This is a genomic window from Brucella pituitosa (genome assembly GCF_003049685.1).
GTDB lineage: Bacteria > Pseudomonadota > Alphaproteobacteria > Rhizobiales > Rhizobiaceae > Brucella > Brucella pituitosa.
Map to the genome: position 1 here is coordinate 2194583 of NZ_PYSY02000001.1, position 19846 is coordinate 2214428.

The following is a 19846-nucleotide window of genomic DNA, read 5'->3' on the forward strand; positions in this document are numbered from 1 at the left end:
CTGAAAGCGAGAGTTTCATGTCAGATATTGTAGCGAACCTGAACAAGGTCAAGGCTGTCATTGCCAATGCCGAAGAAGAAGCACGCCGCGATAAGGGCTCTGTGACACTCGTTGCTGTGTCCAAAACATTCGAGGCCGAGGACATTCGCCCTGCCCTCGACGCAGGCCAGCGGGTCTTCGGCGAAAACCGCGTGCAGGAAACACAAGGCAAATGGCCAGCGCTGCGTGAAGCCTATCCGGGCATCGAGCTGCATCTGATCGGCCCACTACAATCCAACAAGGCAGCCGACGCTGTAGCTCTGTTCGATGTGATTGAAACCGTGGACCGCGAAAAAATTGCAGCCGCCCTCGCCGCCGAGATCAAGAAGCAGGGCAAAAGCCCGAAGCTTTACGTTCAGGTCAATACCGGCCTTGAGGAACAGAAGGCTGGTATCGCGCCCAAAGAAACAATTGCCTTCGTCGAGCGTTGCCGCAACGAGCACGACCTCTCAATCGAAGGACTGATGTGCATTCCGCCAGCAGACGAAAATCCGGGGCCGCATTTTGCGCTGCTCGAAAAGCTTGCCCGCGAAGCCAATGTCGACAAGCTCTCAATGGGTATGTCAGGCGACTTTGAGACTGCTGTTGGCTTCGGTGCAACATCGGTGCGCGTTGGCTCAGCGATTTTTGGCGGAAGGAGCTATTCGCCTTCTGCATGAGTTGACGGCTGCTGTCTGCGCGCCCTCACCCGCTCAATAAGCCTGGTATAAATCCAGGCCAAAGCGATTGCGACCGCGCAGCCGAGCGCGATTTCGATCAACCGCGATAAGGCAAGCAGTAGTTCCTCGTTGCGCGACTGAGCAAAGCGTCCCGCATCCATCACAATCACCACGGTTGCGGGCGCCAGTCGCCAATTGACCGGATATCGGTCGATCATCAGGATGACAAATACCGTCAGGGCCGCTCCGAACAGGCTCGCAATGGGTGAATACCCCACGAGCCAAATGGTTATCATGCCGATGGCACATCCAACCGCCGTATTGATCGCGCGTGCCTGCGAAAGCGCAAGCGTCGTGCGAACGTCGGGATCTGAAATGATAAGCACAGTGATCACGGCCCATATCGGGTGCTCAATCCCCGCCCATTGCAACGCAAACCAACAAATCAGACAGCCGAGCAACGTCTTTGAGGCGTAGAGCAGCGCTTTTTCCGGGTGGGACAGATGCACAAACGCCATTTGGCCTTCCAGCAATCTCATTGAAAACAGGTCGTGCTATGCATCTTAGAGCATAATTCCTTAAACTTGGATCAGTTTAAGGTAAAATTATGCTCTAATTTTAAAGTGTTAGAGCGACCTTTGCGCGCCCAATAGGGCGCCCGGCGCTCTAGATCAGCGTTTGTCAGTGTAAAATAATTTCTCCCTGCACGCTCTTCCAACCAGATGGTCCCAGCAGTCTACAATGCGCGTAAGCGACTGAATGCAACGGCCCGTCGATCTTTTCCTTCCAGAATTCTATGAAATGATTGAGCACCGGAAATTCCGGCGCGAGATCGTAGTCCTGCCAGACAAAAAGCTGCAGCACATGTGGATGATCAGGCATGTGATAGAAGATTTTCGCCGTCGTCAGACCGTAACCGGCAAGCTGCAGTTCGAAGGCCGACTTTGAAATAAAAGCGGATGTCGTCATGGCGATTTCCCCTTTTTATGAAGAGCCATTCTAAATATTTAGCGGCTCCGATAGGAATTATAATCGCGCAAAATAGTTTTTAAAGCGTAAAAACAATATGTTAGCACTAATACAGCATGAGTGCTGCCGCTCCGTTCATATTTTTGTGCTGCGTCATTGTGGACCATAGTCGATCCCAATGTCTAATTTACGTTGGACGCGACGGAATGTAGATGAGTCTGGCGATAGCTTCGCCCCGATGCGGGCTGTCGATTCTGGCGGGAGGATCGCCGGACAGTTATGGAGGAACACATGTCGGAAAAGCTTTACCCCGTTCTGCCGGGGGCAAAGAAGAACACGCTCATTGACAACGAGAAATATCTCGAATGGTACAATGAAAGCGTGACCGACCCGGATGGCTTCTGGGCCAAGCACGGCCGCCGGATTGACTGGTTCAAGCCCTTTACCAAAGTCAAGAATACTGATTTCAACGGCGACGTATCGATCAAGTGGTATGAAGATGGCGTCACCAACGTCTCCTACAATTGTATCGACCGCCATCTGAAAAGCCGTGGCGATAAGGTTGCGATCATCTGGGAAGGTGACAACCCGTACATCGATAAAAAGATCACCTATCTTGAGCTTTACGAAAATGTCTGCCGCCTCGCCAATGTGCTGAAAAAGCATGGCGTTAAAAAAGGTGACCGCGTCACCATTTATCTGCCGATGATCCCCGAAGCGACCTATGCGATGCTCGCCTGCGCCCGTATTGGCGCCGTGCATTCGGTCGTCTTTGCAGGCTTCTCTCCGGAAGCGCTTGCTGGCCGTATCGTTGATTGCGAATCCACTTTTGTCATCACCGCCGATGAAGGTGTGCGTGGCGGCAAGCCAGTCCCACTCAAGGAAAACACCGACACTGCTATCGACATTGCTGCCAAGCAGTATGTCATCGTCAACAAGGTTCTCACGGTGCGCCGCACCGGCGGCAAGGTGAGCTGGGGACCGGGCCGCGATCTCTGGTATCATCAGGAAGTGGCAAGCGTTGAGCCGACCTGTGAACCTGAACCAATGAACGCGGAAGACCCGCTGTTCATCCTTTATACCTCCGGCTCGACCGGCAAGCCAAAGGGCGTGCTTCACACCACCGGCGGCTATCTCGTCTATGCTTCGATGACACATCAATATGTCTTCGACTATCACGACGGCGATGTTTACTGGTGTACCGCGGATGTGGGCTGGGTGACGGGTCATTCCTACATCGTCTATGGACCGCTCGCCAATGGCGCGACCACGCTGATGTTTGAAGGCGTACCGAACTTCCCCGACCAGGGTCGGTTCTGGGAAGTCATCGACAAGCACCATGTCAACATCTTCTATACAGCGCCAACTGCAATTCGCGCACTGATGGGCGCGGGCGATGAGTTCGTCACACGTTCGTCTCGCTCGACATTGCGCCTGCTTGGCTCGGTCGGCGAACCGATCAACCCGGAAGCCTGGGAATGGTATTACAACGTCGTGGGCGATCAGCATTCGCCGATTGTCGATACCTGGTGGCAGACGGAAACCGGCGGCATTCTGATTACACCATTGCCCGGTGCAACCGACCTCAAGCCGGGCTCCGCAACCCGTCCGTTCTTCGGTGTAAAGCCGCAGCTCGTGGACAATGAGGGTGCAGTTGTTGAAGGCGCGGTCGATGGCAATCTCTGCATCATCGACTCGTGGCCGGGTCAGATGCGCACACTTTATGGCGATCACAAGCGCTTCATCGAAGCTTACTTCTCCACCTACAAGGGCAAGTATTTTACCGGTGATGGCTGCCGCCGCGATGACGACGGTTATTACTGGATCACTGGTCGCGTCGATGACGTGCTCAATATTTCCGGTCATCGTCTTGGCACGGCGGAAATCGAGTCGGCACTCGTCTCGCATCACTCGGTTTCGGAAGCTGCGGTTGTCGGCTATCCACACCCGATCAAGGGACAGGGTATCTATTGCTACGTCACTCTGATGACTGGCGCGGAAACACAGGATGCTGACGCTTTGCGCAAGGAGCTGATCAGCCACGTGCGTAAGGAAATCGGGCCAATTGCAACGCCAGATAAGATTCAGTTCTCGCCGGGCCTGCCAAAGACCCGTTCGGGCAAGATCATGCGCCGCATCCTGCGCAAGATCGCCGAAGACGAGTTTGGAGCACTGGGCGATACCTCGACTCTCGCCGATCCGGGCGTCGTGGACGATCTGATCGAAAACCGTCAGAATAAGAAATAGCAAAAAAGGCCGGGATTTCCCGGCCTTTTTAGTATCGCGGCACCCTCACCCTGAGGAAGCGCGAAGCGCTGTCTCAGAGTGAGGGTAACTACAGGTCGCAGGAGCGGAAATACCCCAAATTTTAAAAAATCGATTGTCCGACCCTTAATCTCCCAGTCGCCAAAACGCGCAGGATCTTTGCCGCCGCGACCGCCGATTTCTCGCGGGAGCTTTTCAGCCGTCTCAGTGGAGCGGCGTTCTTCGGCTTCTTTGAGCGCGCGCTGTGCTGCCGCTGGCAAATCGTCAAACTTGCGCGGAGCTACATTATCATTGATGTCGGTTTCGTTGAATTTATCGGTCATCCGCGGCAAATCCATTATTGAAGCTCAGAGGTTTCATACCCATCATATAGTTAAACTTGGTGGGCAAGCAAAACCCTGTTTGAGATCAATTCTCGCTGAACTGGAGACCTATACGCATGAATATGACGAAAACTGCCATGCTGATTGCTCTCATGACAGTCATGTTCATGAGCATCGGCTATTTGTTGGGCGGCGGTGGTGGCATGATGATCGCGCTTGTGATCGCGGTTGCCATGAACCTGTTTGGCTACTGGAATTCTGACAAGATGGTGCTGCGCATGTATAATGCGCAGGAAGTGGATGAGCGTTCCGGCTCCGATTATTATCGGATGGTCAGTGGTCTCGCTGCCAATGCAGGACTGCCGATGCCAAAGGTTTACATCATCCACGAAGATCAACCCAATGCATTTGCCACTGGCCGCAACCCGGAAAACGCTGCCGTGGCCGCCACGACTGGCCTGCTGAACCGACTGACGCCGGAAGAAGTCGCAGGCGTGATGGCGCATGAACTGGCGCATGTTCAGAACCGTGACACGCTCACCATGACAATCGTGGCAACACTTGCCGGTGCGATCTCCATGCTCGGCAATTTTGCCTTTTTCCTGGGTGGCAACCGAGAGAACGGCAATGGCATCATGGGTGTAATCGGCACGATCCTTGCGATGATCGTTGCCCCATTTGCCGCCATGATCGTGCAGATGGCGGTAAGCCGTACCCGCGAATATGCCGCCGACCGTCGCGGTGCCGAAATCTGCGGCAACCCGCTCTGGCTCTCATCAGCCCTTGGCAAAATCGCCCGCGGTGCCAAATCTGTTGTCAATGAGGAAGCAGAGCACAACCCGGCAACCGCACACATGTTTATCATCAACCCCCTGAGCGGACGTGGTGCAGACAACCTGTTTTCGACGCATCCGGACACGGATAATCGTATTCAGGCGCTTGAACAGATGGCTGCAGAAATGGGTATTCGCTCGGCTGGAATGGCGCAGCGTAACACAGCCCCTGCACAAAACAGTGGTCCTTGGGGACAAACTAGTGGTAATGCAGACAAAAATAACAGTGGTGGCTCCGGTTCCAATTCTGGCTACCGAGGCCCGTGGTCGTAGAAACGCATCCCAAGCGTTAGATAAAGTAGAACAGCGTGAACGATAAGAAACCTGCGCCAAAGCGTGGAAATAACAAGCCGCAGACACATGACTACGTCGCAGACCGTGCCGAACAACAACGGCCCGGTCTTGCCGCACGTCTCACCGCGGCCCGCCTGCTTGGTGCAGTGATTGAAAAGAACACATCGCTCGACGGTCTGACTGATAACAGCCATGGCCATCCGCAGTATCTGGCACTTGAGCCACGCGACCGTTCGCTCGTTCGCGCTATTTTGGGCTCTGCACTGCGCAATCGCGGTAGCATTGATCGAGCAATCAACAAGCGTCTTGATCGTCCATTGCCGGAAAATGCACATGCGCTCAAACACCTGCTGCATGTAGCCGTCGCGCAGATTTTCTATCTCAACCTCCCCGATCATTCTGCGGTCGATCTGGCCGTTGAAGCAGCGAATTACGATCCGCGCAATCGCAAATATGCTGGTCTCGTCAACGCACTGCTGCGCCGATTGTCGCGCAACAAGGAACGCGCGCTCGAACATACATTGCAGCCTGAAAAAAATGTGCCTGAATGGTTTTCAAGGAGCCTTACCGATTCCTACGGTCCGAAAAAAACCGAAGCCATTTTGACCATGCATGGTTACGAGCCGCCAATTGATTTCACCGTTAAAGGTGATCCGAAGGAATGGGCAGAAAAGCTTGGCGGCGTAGCCTTGCCCAACGGTTCTGTGCGTCTTCAGACAGTCGAGGGCAACCTCACCGATCTGCCCGGTTTTGCCGAGGGTGACTGGTGGGTACAAGATGCCGCCGCAAGCCTGCCAGCGCGCCTGATGGGCGACATTAAAGGCAAGCGCGTGGCGGATCTTTGTGCAGCCCCCGGCGGAAAGACTGCACAGCTTGTGCTTCAGGGCGCTGATGTAACAGCGCTTGATATGTCCGAAAACCGCCTCAAGCGGCTTGACGGCAATCTGGAACGTCTGGGCCTCAAAGCCCGCACTGTTGCAAGCAATATGATGGATTTTAAGCCGGATACATTGTTTGATGCCGTACTGCTGGATGCGCCCTGCTCATCCACTGGCACAGTGCGTCGTCACCCAGATGTGCCTTGGACCAAGACGCCGCAGGATATTAAGAAACTTGCCACACTTCAGGCCAAAATGCTTGAGCAGGCCATCACGCTTGTGAAACCCGGCGGCACAATATTGTTCTCCAATTGCTCACTGCATCCGCAGGAGGGCGAGGATATGGCTCGCAATGCGCTGAAAAATCCGGCCATTGAAGCCTATCCGATCACGCTTGAAGAGTGCCCCGGCCTCGAAGGATTAATCACCAAAGAAGGCTTCCTGCGGTCAACCCCTGCCGATCTGCCTGCGGAAAAATTCGATGGCAATCCGAATATGGCAGGCATGGACGGCTTTTTCGCCGCCCGTTTCAGACGCAAAGCCTAAAGCATGTCGCGGAAAAGTGGGAACCGGTTTTCCAATAACGACATGCATGAAAACAAAGACTTAAAGCGCGGCTCTTGAATACGATAAATTGCGACGCGCTTTAGTCAGTTAGCAACTGCTGATTAAAATCGATGAATTTGCGATAACGGGTGCGCTGCGCCCGTTATGGTTAACATTCGATTCACCATTATAGACGATTCTAAGAATGCATGATTCCGAAATCCGGAAACCGGCATTTCGATAAATCATGGCATGAAAGGACGGGCCTGCCTTATCAGGTCCAATGCGAATGAATTTTAATACGGAGAATGAAAGGGTGGCAGTCGCGTTGAGCGAAACCCCGCATCTTTGGGGACTGGCTATTGCACAGGCTTGGCGCAAGTTCAGCCGCCGTCTGCGCATGGGCCCGCTTTTCCGCTGGCGTTTCACAGGCTTCACGCCGGAACGCATTCTGATTGCTCCACCAGATCTGCGCGTTGCGGACCCCCAACTCGCTCAGGAGTTTTATCACGGTCGCTTCGCGCTTGCCGGTCGCCTTGTCGAGACTGGTGGGCTTTCACCTTTCGCCGTCGAACCACCAACACCTGAGTGGGAAGCAGCACTTCACAGCTTCAGCTGGCTGCGTCATCTCAAAAGCGCCAATAGCGAGCTTGCCACCGCCAATGCACGTGCCTTGCTTGATGACTGGATGCGCCTTTATGGAAAACGCATCGGTGGACTGGCCTGGTCACCGGAAGTTACGGCTCAGCGCATCATCGCATGGTTGCAGCACTCCAATCTGATTTTGTCGGGCGCTGAACTGCCTGCCTATCGCAAATTCATGCGTTCTCTTGCCATGCAGGTGCGCTATCTGCGCACGGTGGCGTCAGCCATGGATGACGGTGAGGAGCGGCTTCGCGCCCGCATCGCACTTGCATTCGCAGCCCTTGCGCTCCCGGTTTCGCCACCGACGGCGCGTGCGGCTCGCCGCAATCTCGAATATGAGTTAAAGCGCCAGATTCTGCCTGATGGTGGCCACGTCTCGCGCAATCCCGTCACTATTCTCGAACTGCTGGCCGACCTTCTGCCGCTGCGCCAAACCTATGCCAATGGCACGGAAGCACCACCCAAGGCGCTGATCGAAGCCGTCGAACGCATGTTGCCAGCGCTCCGCTTCTTCCGTCATCAGGACGGAAGCCTTGCGCTGTTCAACGGCGTCGGGCCAACCATGTCAGAGCGCATCATTTCAGTGCTGCGCCATGATGAAACCGCGGGCTCGCCGCTGACCCATGCCCCCTATTCAGGCTATGAACGCCTGTCCATGGGGTCTACCACGATCATCGCTGACACCGGCCTGCCGCCTCCGGTCACCTCGTCGCGCGATGCCCATGCGGGCTGCCTCGCCTTTGAAATGTCCTCCGGACGTCAGCGCTATATTGTCAATTCCGGCGTCGACCGCTTTGGTCCACCAGAATTTCGTCCATTGGGACGCTCGACTGCCGCGCACTCGACGGCTACCATCAATGACACATCATCCTGCCGTTTCAGCCTGAATTCAGGGCTTTCCAACATGATCGGTACACCGATCATTGCCGGACCAACCAAAGTGCAGCGTGACCGTGTGGAAGACATGGGTCGGCAAGGGTTTGTCGCAAGCCATGACGGTTACGTCCGGCTCTTCGGAATTTTCCACGAGCGTCGCGTGGTGCTGTCGCACAATGGCAGCGTCATTCAGGGTGCCGACCGTTTCTATCGTGGCGATGCCAAAGCTTTGAAAGCCAACGGGCGCGACAATATTGCCGTGCGTTTTCATATTCACCCGTCGGTCGATATCTCATTTGATGAAAATGGCCTGATTATCCTGAGCGCACCTCATGATGACACATGGGCTTTCTCCTGCTTCGAAGTGGCGCCGCAATTAGAAGACAGCATCTTCTTCGCCGGCTTCCGCGGACCTGTGACATCAAAGCAAATCGTGCTGTCGTTTCCGGCCTCAGACCTCCCGGAAGTGAACTGGCAATTCAGCCGCATCGCCATCGGCAGCTACGCTTAATTCACAAAGCCTCTGCCTTGCGGCGTTTTAAGGTATGATTCGCGTCTCGCCTGTGCTAACTCGCCATCGTCCCACCCTTCCTGAACGCAAAACGCTTCAGCAACGAAGAGACCGTTTCCTATGGCTGTCAGCTCCAAGCATATTCCCGCTCCCGATCTTCATCGGGTGCGCCGCGCCCTCCTTTCCGTGTCCGACAAGACCGGCCTCATCGATTTTGCCAAGGCGCTTCATGCGCATGGCGTTGAAATCCTCTCGACCGGCGGTACCGCCAAGTCGATTGCCGCTGAAGGCATTCCTGTAAAGGACGTGTCCGAAGTAACCGGCTTCCCGGAAATCATGGACGGACGCGTAAAAACGCTGCATCCATCGGTCCATGGTGGCCTGCTCGCCGTGCGCAACGATCCTGAACATGTTGCAGCCATGGAAGCACACGGTATTGGTGGCATCGATCTGGCTGTCATCAACCTTTATCCGTTTGAAGAAGTTCGCTTCAAGGGCGGCGACTACGACACTACTGTCGAAAATATTGACATTGGTGGCCCGGCCATGATCCGCGCTTCGGCAAAGAACCATGCCTATGTCGCAACCGTTGTCGATCCAGCTGACTATGCAGACGTGGTAGCAGAACTCGAAAAGAACGAAGGCTCGCTACAGCTTTCTTTCCGCAAGAAGTTAGCCGCCAAGGCATTCTCGCGCACTGCCGCTTATGATGCAGCCATTTCCAACTGGTTTGCCGAAGCTATCAACGAAGAAACCCCGACCTACCGTTCTGTTGCTGGCAAGCTGCATTCAGTGATGCGGTATGGTGAAAACCCGCATCAGACCGCAGGCTTTTATCTGACCGGCGAACAGCGTCCGGGCGTTGCGACCGCAACCCAACTTCAGGGCAAGCAACTTTCCTACAACAACATCAACGATACCGATGCGGCGTTTGAACTCGTCGCCGAGTTTGATCCTGCCCGCACCGCAGCCGTTGCCATCATCAAGCACGCCAATCCTTGCGGCGTCGCAGAAGCTGCAACGATCACGGAAGCCTATCTCAAGGCACTGGCTTGCGATCCGGTTTCGGCATTCGGCGGCATTGTTGCGCTCAACAAAACGCTTGATGAAGCAGCCGCTGAAGAAATCGTCAAGATCTTCACCGAAGTCATCATCGCACCGGACGCAACCGAAGGCGCACAGGCCATCGTTGCTGCCAAGAAGAACCTGCGTCTTCTGGTAACGGGCGGTCTTCCTGACCCACGTGCGAAAGGTATCGCAGCCAAGACAGTTGCTGGCGGCCTGCTGGTTCAGTCCCGCGACAATGGCGTCGTTGACGATCTCGATCTGAAAGTCGTGACCAAGCGGAGCCCAAGCGAAGCCGAACTCAACGACATGAAATTCGCCTTCCGCGTTGGCAAGCATGTGAAGTCAAACGCCATTGTCTATGTCAAGGACGGTGCAACAGTCGGCATCGGTGCAGGCCAGATGAGCCGCGTGGATTCGGCCCGTATTGCTGCCCGCAAGGCAGAAGACGCTGCAGAAGCCGCCGGTCTCGCTCAACCGCTGACCAAAGGCTGCGTTGTGGCTTCCGACGCATTCTTCCCGTTTGCCGACGGTCTGCTTTCTGCCGTTCAGGCAGGCGCGACGGCCGTCATCCAGCCGGGTGGTTCCATGCGTGATGATGAAGTGATCGCTGCTGCAGACGAACATGGCATCGCCATGGTGATGACCGGCATGCGCCATTTCCGTCACTAAACTTTGCGTTCATAAGCTGGCATTTAGAGCGCATCCCGAAAAGTGTGAAACGGTTTTCGGACAAAGATGCGCGTTAAAACAAATATTTAGAGCGTCGATCTGATCCAATCAGATCGAAACGCGCTCTAGCTAACGAAATGGGCTCCGGGGACATCTTCCCGGGGCCTTTTTTCATGGGCCTATCGTTGAGCTCTGAAGACGTCGCGCCTCGCCGATTACGCAGGAATGATTGGTCTTCGGAAAATGAAAGCGGCTTTACTCATAGCGACATATTTTCATCACTTTTACGTCACTCTCGAAAAAGTGAATTCATATTGCTTTCGTTTTATATTCATATTATTTCGTATTATGCGTTTTGGAGAGCATAACGAAAGTGCAGAGGATGGCACGAAGCTATTGGGAATGCCTGAGGCGTCATCCTGTATTAAGTTGATTTGGAAAGCAGGCAGTTCGCACGATTCTGCGCTCTGCCGGTAACAAACACCCGAATGGGAGGAGCAAAAGCACATGACTCAATTTATCGGTTCCATCGATCAGGGAACCACGAGTTCACGCTTCATTATATTTGACAAGCATGGCGACATTATCGCCATGGACCAGCGGGAACACGAGCAGATTTATCCAAAAGCTGGCTGGGTTGAGCACAGCGCCAACGAAATCTGGCGCAACACGCAGCATGTCATCGCAGCTACCTTGAAGAAGGCTAAGCTCAAGGCTTCCGATATCGCATCGGTCGGCATCACCAACCAGCGCGAAACCACACTGCTATGGGACAAGGCAACAGGCACACCGCTTTATAATGCAATTGTCTGGATGGATACACGGACCGACGAACTGGTCGACCATTTCGTGCAGGATGGCGGTGCAGATCGTCTGCGCGACAAGACTGGCTTGCCTATCTCGACTTATTTTTCAGGCCTCAAGCTACGCTGGATTCTTGATAATGTTCCGGGTGCACGCGAAAAGGCTGAAGCAGGCGATGCTCTGTTCGGCACCATCGATAGCTGGCTTGTCTGGAACCTGACAGGCGGCACCGATGGCGGCATCCACATTACCGATGTCACCAATGCCTCCCGGACGCAGCTTATGGATCTTGCGACCCTGAAATGGGACGAGGAAATTCTGCACCTCTTCGATATTCCAGCCGCCTGTCTGCCAGAAATTCGTTCATCCAGCGAGGTCTATGGCGATATCTCCCTGCCTTCACTTGAAGGTGTCAAGCTCGCCGGCATTCTGGGCGATCAGCAGGCAGCCCTTTTCGGTCAGGCCTGTCTTGAGCCGGGCGAAGCCAAGAACACCTATGGCACTGGCTGCTTTATGCTGATGAATACCGGTGAAAAGCTGGTTCCATCAACCTACGGCCTACTCACCACAGTTGCCTATCAGCTTGGCGATAAAAAGCCGATCTATGCGCTGGAAGGTTCGATTGCCATTACCGGTGCTTTGGTGCAATGGCTGCGCGATAATCTCGGCATCATCAAAACCAGCGGCGACATTGAAACACTGGCTCGCACGGTCGAAGACAATGGCGATGTCTATTTCGTTCCTGCCTTCTCTGGTCTTTACGCCCCCCACTGGGAAGATTCGGCACGTGGCGTTGTCGCCGGTCTGACGCGTTTTGCCAATAAGGGTCACATCGCACGTGCAGCACTCGAAGCTAGCGCCTATCAGGTGCGCGAAGTGCTGGAAGCGATGGTCAAGGATTCCGGTGTTGAAATCACCGAATTGCGGGCCGATGGTGGCATGACCATCAACGAACTTCTCATGCAGTTCCAGTCCGACATCCTGGATGTGCCGGTCGTACGTCCCAAAATCATCGAAACCACAGCCCTCGGTGCCGCCTATGCGGCGGGTCTCGCCGTTGGCTACTGGAAGTCGACGAACGACATTATCGAAAACTGGCAAGTCGGCCAGCGCTGGCACCCTAAGATGACATCAAAGGAAAGAACCCGCCTGTTCGCCTCATGGGAAAAAGCCGTTCAGCGTTCCCTCAACTGGGTCGAATAAGGGTTTTAATCTGGCCCGATCAACGGGCCATCGCCTGAAATGGACAATAGTTTTGGACAGCCGGTGAGCACATTTGCCCACCGGACGGTTTTTCAGCGCCCAATTATCCTCGGAGCAAAAAATGGGTCATGGTTTTATTGGAGAATTTCTCGGCACAATGGTGCTTATCCTACTGGGTGACGGCGTCGTCGCCAACGTGCTCCTGGCCAAATCCAAAGGTCAGAACTCGGGTTGGATCGTCATAACAGCGGGTTGGGGTTTTGCCGTTCTTTGTGGTGTCATGGTTGCGGTTTCAGCGGGTGCTGCAGGCCATCTCAATCCGGCCGTAACCCTTGCCTTCTATGCGGCTGGCACATTTCCTGCTGCTGAAGTCGCACCCTATATTGCGGCACAAATGCTTGGTGCATTCGCGGGTGCTATTCTGGTTTATCTGGCCTACTTGCCTCATTGGAAGCCAACCGAAGACAAAGATCTCAAGCTTGCCGTCTTCTGTACAGGCCCAGCGATCCGCAACATTCCGGCCAATTTCATCACGGAAATCATCGGCACTTTCGTACTCGTATTTGTCGTCATCGCCATTGGCGCAAAGGCCGTTGGTGCCGTCGGCGTTCTGGGCCCGCTGATGGTTGGCCTTCTCGTATGGGCACTCGGTGTGTCGCTCGGCGGACCGACCGGCTATGCAATCAATCCGGCGCGTGATCTTGGACCACGCATTGCGCATGCTCTGCTACCCATTCCGGGTAAAGGCGGATCAGATTGGTCCTATGCATGGGTGCCAGTTGCAGCACCTGTGGTCGGTGGTCTTATCGCCATTGCCTGTGCCAAAGCCGCAGGCATGATGTAAACGTTAGAGATACGCCGATCTGACCCAATCAGATCGGCGTATCTCTTTTGCCTACTGCATTTCCTTATCTATCTGTCGGATGGATAAGGAGTTCTCGCAGCCAGCACCAAACCGACAGTAAAAAACAATACCAGTACTGACATACCCAATGCTGCCGAATGCGTGAGCGCTGTCACGGTTGCCACCAGGAACGGTCCGAGGAAGCTGGTTGCTCTTCCAGCCAATGCATAGATGCCAAAATATCGACCCGATTCTTCTGGCTTGATGCTGCGCGCGAACCAGGAGCGAGACGAGGCCTGCACGGGACCGAAGGCAGCACCCATCATGATCCCGTAAATCAGGAAAGCATGTTCCGCAGACGTCGCAAACAAGCCTTGAGCTGGCGAATAGTCGAGCGCCACCATACCAAACAGCAGATAGTCCCGCCCCGTAGATACCATCCCTATGGAAGCGAAAAACAGCAATACCAGCGAAATCATCACGATCACTTTGGAGCCAAAGCGCGCATCCATGCGGCTCGCAACAAGGCAACTGAAAATTGCCATGACATTGGTGATCATGCCGAAAAGTCCGATCCCTGTGATCGACCAATGAAACATCGATGCGGCATAGCCTGCACCCAAGGCGATGATGGCATTGACGCCATCCTGATAAATCATTCGAGCAACCAGAAATCGTGCAACGCCTGGACGCTTACGTACTTCGCCCAACGTTGCCTTTAACTCCGACAAACCTTTGCCAAGTGCCTGTCGCAAAGGCTTTCCGCGCGCCTGATCGGGTGTGAACAAAAACATCGGCAGAACAAAAATCAGATACCAGATAGCGGCGATCGGCCCCGTGATACGGGCATCTTCTCCCTGTACCGGGTCCAACCCAAACAAGGGCTTCATACCAAGGATCGTTTTGCCGGTTTCAGGTGAAGCCGAGAGACAAAAGACGACAAAGATCAGAACGATCATGCCGCCCAGATAACCAAGCCCCCAGGCGAGATTGGAAACTCTTCCTATATCTTCTCGCGGCACGAGACGCGGCATCATGGAATCGTTGAAAACAATAGAAAATTCCGCAGAAACCATCGCTATGCTAAAGGCAAGCAATACCCAGAACAGATTGGCTCCCGGCACAGCAAACCAAAGCGTCATCAGACTGACGATCTTGAGAACGGCAAAAAAGCCAATCCATGGCTTGCGCGCACCCGTCTGGTCGGCAATCGACCCCAGAACAGGCGATAGAATGGCGATTGCGAAGCCTGCAGCCGCAAAGCCGTAGCCCCATGCAATCTGCCCGGCTTCAGGCGTTTCGGCCATACGTGAAATGAAGTAAGGCCCGAAAATAAAAGTTATGACAACCGTGAAAAACGGCTGTGCCGCCCAGTCGAAAAATATCCAGCCCCATACGCCGCGTCGAGAAGCATAGCCTCTCGCGCTTACAGATTGATCGCCCAATGAATTGCTCCTTGCCCCCGATGCTTGAAGCTTCTCTTCAGTAATTAAGCTGGACCTTATACTGCGCTTTCCCCACCTACAATAAACAAAAAAGGGCGACCGAAGCCGCCCCTTTAACTTAGAGTTGCCTTACCTTACTGCGTCAAATCAGACATAAGTCCTGCAGCAACAGCCAGACGCGACACCGTCAGATCACCACCCTCGGTCAGCGCCACCATACGGTTCTTGACCTGATCAATGCGTGCGGCATCTTCGGCGAACCATGTCGCTGCCGGATCCTTGTCCTTGCCATACTTTTTGAGCGCAGCAATCGTAATGCCACGTGCTGCCTGCGTGATCGTATCGCTCGCTCGTGACAGGGCAAGCCCGTCATAATAATCCGTGACGGGAATGCTCCGTGCCGCCTCTTCGATGCGACCGATGCGGAAGGCTTCCGACACACCGAAATAGGTTTTGGCGGTTGCCACCAGATCAGCAGAAGCCAGATGCGCGATCAGCGCGATATCCGGCATGATGCCCGCAAGCTGCAGATTGGCCAGACGCTGGGCGAGCTTCTCAGGCGCGCCCTTCTCGACGAAGGCTGCCTTGTCCGCCTGTACGGCCTCAATGAGGTAGTCTGGCATCAGACCATCGAAGCGTGGTTCAAGAGCAGAGCGTGCCGTGGTGATGGTGTTCACCAGTTCCGTCAGGTTTGCACGCGTCGTGTCGTTGCGCAGCACCCAGGCGGTTGTCGCAAGCAACATCTCGCCAACCAGATGATAGAACTGGTTCTGCACATCACCTGCCACCTTGTTATCAAGCGCATCAATGGCGTCATAGATCGCATTGATCTCGAAACCATCACGCACTGCAACATAAGCTCGCACGATATCAGCAGGCGACTTGCCTGTCGTATCGGCCAAACGACTAATGAAAGTGATACCGCCGCGATTGATGACGTCATTAGCCAGCAAAGTAGCGACGATTTCCCGCTTCAATCGGTGATTGGAAATTTCCTCGGCATAGTTTTTGACCATGCGCTTCGGGAAATATCCGAACAACAGCTGCTCGAAATAAGGCTCATCCGGAAGCCTGCTCGCAACCAGCTCATCCGACAACGACAGCTTGGCATAAGCAAGCAAAACAGCAAGTTCCGGACGGGTCAGCGGTTGTCCCGACTTCTGGCGCTCATTCAGAAGCGCATCCGAAGGCAGATACTCAACCTTGCGGTCAAGCAACTTGCGGGTTTCAAGTTCAGCCATGAAGCGTGCCTGATAAGGCAGCTCTGTAAGGCCCTGACGTTCGCTGAGCGAAAGTGCCAGCGGCTGAAGATAGTTGTTGCGCAGCACCAGTTCCGAAACATCATCGGTCATGCTCACCAGCAGTTTGTCGCGTGCTGGACGCTTGAGCTTACCCGAGCGCATGGCAGCAGCCAGTGCGATCTTGATGTTGACCTCGACGTCCGAGCAGTTAACGCCTGCCGAATTGTCGATAGCATCCGTGTTGCTGCGACCGCCAGTCAGAGCATATTCGATGCGTCCACGCTGCGTGACACCGAGATTAGCGCCTTCGCCGATCACTCGCGCCCGCACTTCAGAACCCGTGATACGAATTGCATCATTGGCGCGATCACCAACCTGCGCATCCGTTTCCGCCGTCGAACGGATATAGGTGCCAATGCCGCCGAACCACAGAAGGTCGACCTGCGCCTTCAGGATCGTCGTCATGATTTCCTGCGGCGAAGCCGTGGTTTTGCCAAGGCCGATGGCCTTTGCAGCTTCTGCCGACAGCGTGATCGTCTTCTGGCTGCGGCTATAGACGCCACCACCAGCCGAAAGCTTCGAACGATCATAATCCTGCCAGCTCGAACGCGGCAGCTCGAACAGACGCTTACGCTCTGCAAAGCCGTCAGCCGGAACCGGGTTCGGATCGATGAAGATGTCGCGGTGATCAAACGCTGCAACCAGTCTGATCTGCTCCGACAACAGCATACCATTACCGAACACGTCGCCCGACATATCACCCACACCAGCAACCGTGAACGGCTCGGTTTGGATATCCTTGTCGAACTCACGGAAATGCCGTTTCACGGCTTCCCATGCACCACGTGCGGTAATCGCCATGCCCTTGTGGTCATAGCCAGCAGAGCCACCCGATGCGAAGGCATCATCAAGCCAGAAATCATGAGCCTGGCTGATCGCGTTCGCCGTATCGGAGAAAGTCGCCGTGCCCTTATCGGCAGCCACAACGAAATACGGATCGTCCTTGTCGTGACGAACAACTTCCGCAGGCGGCACGACATCATTGTCATGAATGTTATCGGTGACGGACAGAAGCGTCGAGATGAACACTTTGTAGGCATCGCGACCGGCTTCGAACACTGCATTGCGATCACCGCCGACCGGCAGACGCTTCGGATAGAAGCCGCCCTTGGCACCAACCGGCACGATCACTGCATTCTTGACCTGCTGTGCCTTCACGAGGCCCAGCACTTCGGTGCGATAATCCTGCGCGCGGTCCGACCAGCGCAGACCACCACGCGCAACAGCGCCGAAACGCAGATGCACACCTTCCACTTCCGGCCCATAAACGAAGATCTCACGATATGGACGCGGATCAGGCAGACCTTCGACAAGCCGTGGATTGAGCTTGAAGGCAAAAGTAACGCGCGGCTTGCCGTCAGCATCCGGCTGATAGGCATTGGTACGCAATGTGGCTTCGATCAGATTGCGGAAACGGCGCAAAATCTGATCGTCATCGATGCTTGGCACGCCAAGCAATGCGGTCTCGATGGCATCGACTAGCTTCTTTTCAGCCGCGTCACGGCGCTTGGCCGATGGATTGAAGCGCAGATCAATTAACGAATAAAGATCGCTGGCGATTTCCGGATAACGGTTCAGTGCGGCCGCGATGAAGCCCTGCGAATAGGCAATGCCTGCCTGTTGCAGATAGCGACCGTAGGAACGCAGGATCATGATCTGGCGTGCCGTCAGGCGTGCGGTCTGCACCAGCGCGTTATAGCCGTCATTGTCCGCCAACCCATCCCAGACATTGCGGAATACATCTTCCAGCATCTCGCCATCGTCGGAAAGATCGACGGGAGCGCCATAGGCGTTCACAAGCTGCATGTCATGGACATAGACCGGAGCACCATCTTTGCCAGCTTGCGGCAGATCAATGGTCTGTTCGCTGACGACGCGGAAGCCCATGTTTTCCAGAAGCGGCACGCGCTGCGACAGAACAACCGGCGCACCATGATGATAGAGCTTCAGAGAAACCGCATCCGGGCCATCCGTGCGATAGCGATAGAAGTCCACGAAAAGTGGCGCCTCAGCGCTGAGGCCGGCGATACGTTCTGCATCGACCAGGGCTTCGGGTGCAGTGAAGATTTCGCGATAAGATGGCGGGAAGCTTGCAGCAAGAGCAACGGTCTTGGCATCCGCATTGTCCGCGCTTTCACGCACAGCATCGTCCCACGTACGCACGATGGCACGCACTTGCGCCTCCAGCTCTTCGCGATCCACATGCGGCGTCGAGCGTTCATGACGGCGGATAACGAACTGCACACGGGTCAGGCCGTTCTGCAGGAATACCGGATGGAATTCGAAGCTGTCGCCACTATAAATATCGACGAGATAGTGCCCGATCTTCTCGCGCACGACCGAGTCATAACGGTCACGCGGAATATAGATCAGCACGGTCGCAAAGCGGCCAAAACGATCAAGGCGGGGAACGGCACGCACACGCGGGCGTTCGCCGAGCGCAAGGATCAGTTCTGCATTGGCCGTCAGGCTTTCCGTATCGATCTGGAAAAGCTCATCACGCGGATATTCTTCCAGCACGTTAATGAGTGCCTTGCCCGAATGGTCTTCGCGATTGAAGCCAAGATGCTTGATAACTGCATCAGCTTTCGAGCGAATGAACGGAATGCCCGCAACCGAGCTCGTATAAGCAACGGAGGTGAAGAGCCCAACGAGACGCAGCTCGCCAATGGCCTCGCCCTTCTCACCAAAAATCTTCACGCCGACATAATCGAGGTAAGACCGGCGATGGACCAACGAAAGCGAATTCGCTTTGGTGACGATCAGCGGTTCATTGCCGTCGAGGAAGTCGGTGATTTCGCGTGGTGTCACCGTGTCGTCGTCATCCTTGCGGAGAACACGCACTTCACTGTCGTTCAGGATACCAAGCGTTTCCTTGACAGGAACCAGCTCGCGGTTGTCACCCTTGCCCTTGAAGGTAAGCTCACGCATACCGAGAAAGATGAAACGATCATCGCGCAGCCATTCAAGGAAGGCGATAGCTTCCGGCATTGCCGGATCGAGCGTCAACTCCTGAACGCGCTTGTAATCGGCGATTGCACCATCAAGGCGCTTCATCATCGGCTTCCAGTCGCTGACTGCAGAACGGACTTGTCCGAGCACACGCTTGATTGCAGCAGTCAGATTGGCTTTTACCTGCTTGTCGAGTGCTGGCAGATGAATCTGCACAAGGCTTACGCGCTCAACGCCCTTGGCGGGTGCGAGCTGCGAGGCTTCGCCTAGAATTGTGAGGTCGTCTTTTTCCCGCTGGATATCGAGAACCGGGTGCACGACCATAAAAATCTGGCTGACGTGATCGTTCAGCTCACCCATGATCGAGTCGAGCAGGAACGGCATATTGTCATTGACGATGGTGATGACGCTGACGGGGCGGCCATGGCGTTCGATGCTGTTATCGACGCTGATGATGCTCTTGCCCTTACGATAGGATTCAAGCGCCTCGTAGCCATACCGGGCAGATTTATCGAGCGCTGCAGCATCGTAGGCTGCAAGATCTTCGGGTGGAGCCCATTCGAAGAGAAGCTGCGAAAAGGCGATAAGCGCCTTCGACTTTCCTCCCTTCTTCTCCTCCTTGCTTGCCTTGGAACCTTTAATTTTGCTCGACCGATCCTGCTTTGCAGTCACGTCGGATACTCCTGTCATGATGGCAATGCGCGCCAAACTAGCAGATTGGG

At 54.8% G+C, this 19846-nt stretch carries 12 protein-coding genes and 1 pseudogene; 8 read left to right on the forward strand and 5 right to left on the reverse strand.

The features are described 5' to 3' along the window. Nucleotides 1-17 precede the first annotated feature (17 nt). Nucleotides 18-698 (forward strand): YggS family pyridoxal phosphate-dependent enzyme, encoded by a 681-nt coding sequence (locus C9380_RS10835; RefSeq protein WP_128093655.1) that lies wholly within the window; start codon nucleotides 18-20, stop codon nucleotides 696-698. On the opposite strand, the gene C9380_RS10840 is transcribed toward C9380_RS10835, so the two are convergent. Together C9380_RS10840 and C9380_RS10845 are read right to left on the reverse strand one after the other, a co-directional pair. Continuing rightward, nucleotides 680-1216 carry an FUSC family protein gene (locus C9380_RS10840; protein WP_024895808.1) on the reverse strand — a complete coding sequence of 179 codons (537 nt, stop codon included), beginning with the start codon at nucleotides 1214-1216 and terminating at the stop codon, nucleotides 680-682. The two genes, C9380_RS10835 and C9380_RS10840, sit on opposite strands and share 19 nt — an antisense overlap. Nucleotides 1217-1379: 163 nt before the next feature. Beyond that, a complete protein-coding gene (locus C9380_RS10845) occupies nucleotides 1380-1667 on the reverse strand; it encodes an usg protein (protein WP_024895809.1) in 288 nt (95 codons plus the stop codon). Between the two features lie 291 nt (nucleotides 1668-1958). Here C9380_RS10845 and acs point away from each other — a divergent pair, with 291 nt between their 5' ends. After that, nucleotides 1959-3914, forward strand: a complete 1956-nt coding sequence (gene acs, locus C9380_RS10850; protein ID WP_024895810.1) for an acetate--CoA ligase — start codon at nucleotides 1959-1961, stop codon at nucleotides 3912-3914. Nucleotides 3915-4039: 125 nt separating this feature from the next. On the opposite strand, the pseudogene C9380_RS27370 reads toward acs, so the two are convergent. Next, nucleotides 4040-4270: pseudogene (locus tag C9380_RS27370) on the reverse strand (DUF1674 domain-containing protein); the annotation flags it as partial. A gap of 101 nt (nucleotides 4271-4371) precedes the next feature. Here C9380_RS27370 and htpX point away from each other — a divergent pair. The 6 genes from htpX (at nucleotide 4372) to C9380_RS10885 (ending at nucleotide 13426) form a co-directional block, all read left to right on the forward strand. Then, nucleotides 4372-5361, forward strand: a complete 990-nt coding sequence (gene htpX, locus C9380_RS10860; protein ID WP_024895812.1) for a zinc metalloprotease HtpX — start codon at nucleotides 4372-4374, stop codon at nucleotides 5359-5361. 35 nt (nucleotides 5362-5396) lie between these two features. Beyond that, on the forward strand, nucleotides 5397-6806 hold the full coding sequence (locus C9380_RS10865; protein WP_100558558.1) for an RsmB/NOP family class I SAM-dependent RNA methyltransferase: 1410 nt from the start codon (nucleotides 5397-5399) through the stop codon (nucleotides 6804-6806). Nucleotides 6807-7122: 316 nt separating this feature from the next. Further along, a complete protein-coding gene (locus C9380_RS10870) occupies nucleotides 7123-8838 on the forward strand; it encodes a heparinase II/III family protein (protein ID WP_024895814.1) in 1716 nt (571 codons plus the stop codon). A gap of 120 nt (nucleotides 8839-8958) precedes the next feature. After that, a complete protein-coding gene (gene purH, locus C9380_RS10875; protein WP_024895815.1) occupies nucleotides 8959-10575 on the forward strand; it encodes a bifunctional phosphoribosylaminoimidazolecarboxamide formyltransferase/IMP cyclohydrolase in 1617 nt (538 codons plus the stop codon). Between the two features lie 507 nt (nucleotides 10576-11082). Continuing rightward, a complete protein-coding gene (gene glpK / locus C9380_RS10880; RefSeq protein ID WP_100558556.1) occupies nucleotides 11083-12582 on the forward strand; it encodes a glycerol kinase GlpK in 1500 nt (499 codons plus the stop codon). A gap of 121 nt (nucleotides 12583-12703) precedes the next feature. Next, on the forward strand, nucleotides 12704-13426 hold the full coding sequence (locus C9380_RS10885; RefSeq protein ID WP_024895818.1) for an MIP/aquaporin family protein: 723 nt from the start codon (nucleotides 12704-12706) through the stop codon (nucleotides 13424-13426). A gap of 68 nt (nucleotides 13427-13494) precedes the next feature. Here the strand turns inward: C9380_RS10885 and C9380_RS10890 are convergent, their stop codons facing one another. Beyond that, nucleotides 13495-14871, reverse strand: a complete 1377-nt coding sequence (locus tag C9380_RS10890; RefSeq protein WP_128093519.1) for an MFS transporter — start codon at nucleotides 14869-14871, stop codon at nucleotides 13495-13497. A 134-nt stretch (nucleotides 14872-15005) separates the two neighbouring features. Then, nucleotides 15006-19796: an NAD-glutamate dehydrogenase gene (locus tag C9380_RS10895; protein ID WP_128093656.1), complete on the reverse strand. Its 4791-nt coding sequence runs from the start codon at nucleotides 19794-19796 to the stop codon at nucleotides 15006-15008. Nucleotides 19797-19846: the final 50 nt, after the last annotated feature.

Bases quoted from the DNA above. Each gene is read 5' to 3' on its own strand.
- C9380_RS10885 (WP_024895818.1), top strand. From the start codon at position 12,704: ATGGGTCATGGTTTTATTGGAGAATTTCTCGGCACAATGGTGCTTATC.
- purH (WP_024895815.1), top strand. From the start codon at position 8,959: ATGGCTGTCAGCTCCAAGCATATTCCCGCTCCCGATCTTCATCGGGTG.
- glpK (WP_100558556.1), top strand. From the start codon at position 11,083: ATGACTCAATTTATCGGTTCCATCGATCAGGGAACCACGAGTTCACGC.
- C9380_RS10835 (WP_128093655.1), top strand. From the start codon at position 18: ATGTCAGATATTGTAGCGAACCTGAACAAGGTCAAGGCTGTCATTGCC.
- C9380_RS10845 (WP_024895809.1), bottom strand. From the start codon at position 1,667: ATGACGACATCCGCTTTTATTTCAAAGTCGGCCTTCGAACTGCAGCTT.
- C9380_RS10840 (WP_024895808.1), bottom strand. From the start codon at position 1,216: ATGGCGTTTGTGCATCTGTCCCACCCGGAAAAAGCGCTGCTCTACGCC.
- acs (WP_024895810.1), top strand. From the start codon at position 1,959: ATGTCGGAAAAGCTTTACCCCGTTCTGCCGGGGGCAAAGAAGAACACG.
- htpX (WP_024895812.1), top strand. From the start codon at position 4,372: ATGAATATGACGAAAACTGCCATGCTGATTGCTCTCATGACAGTCATG.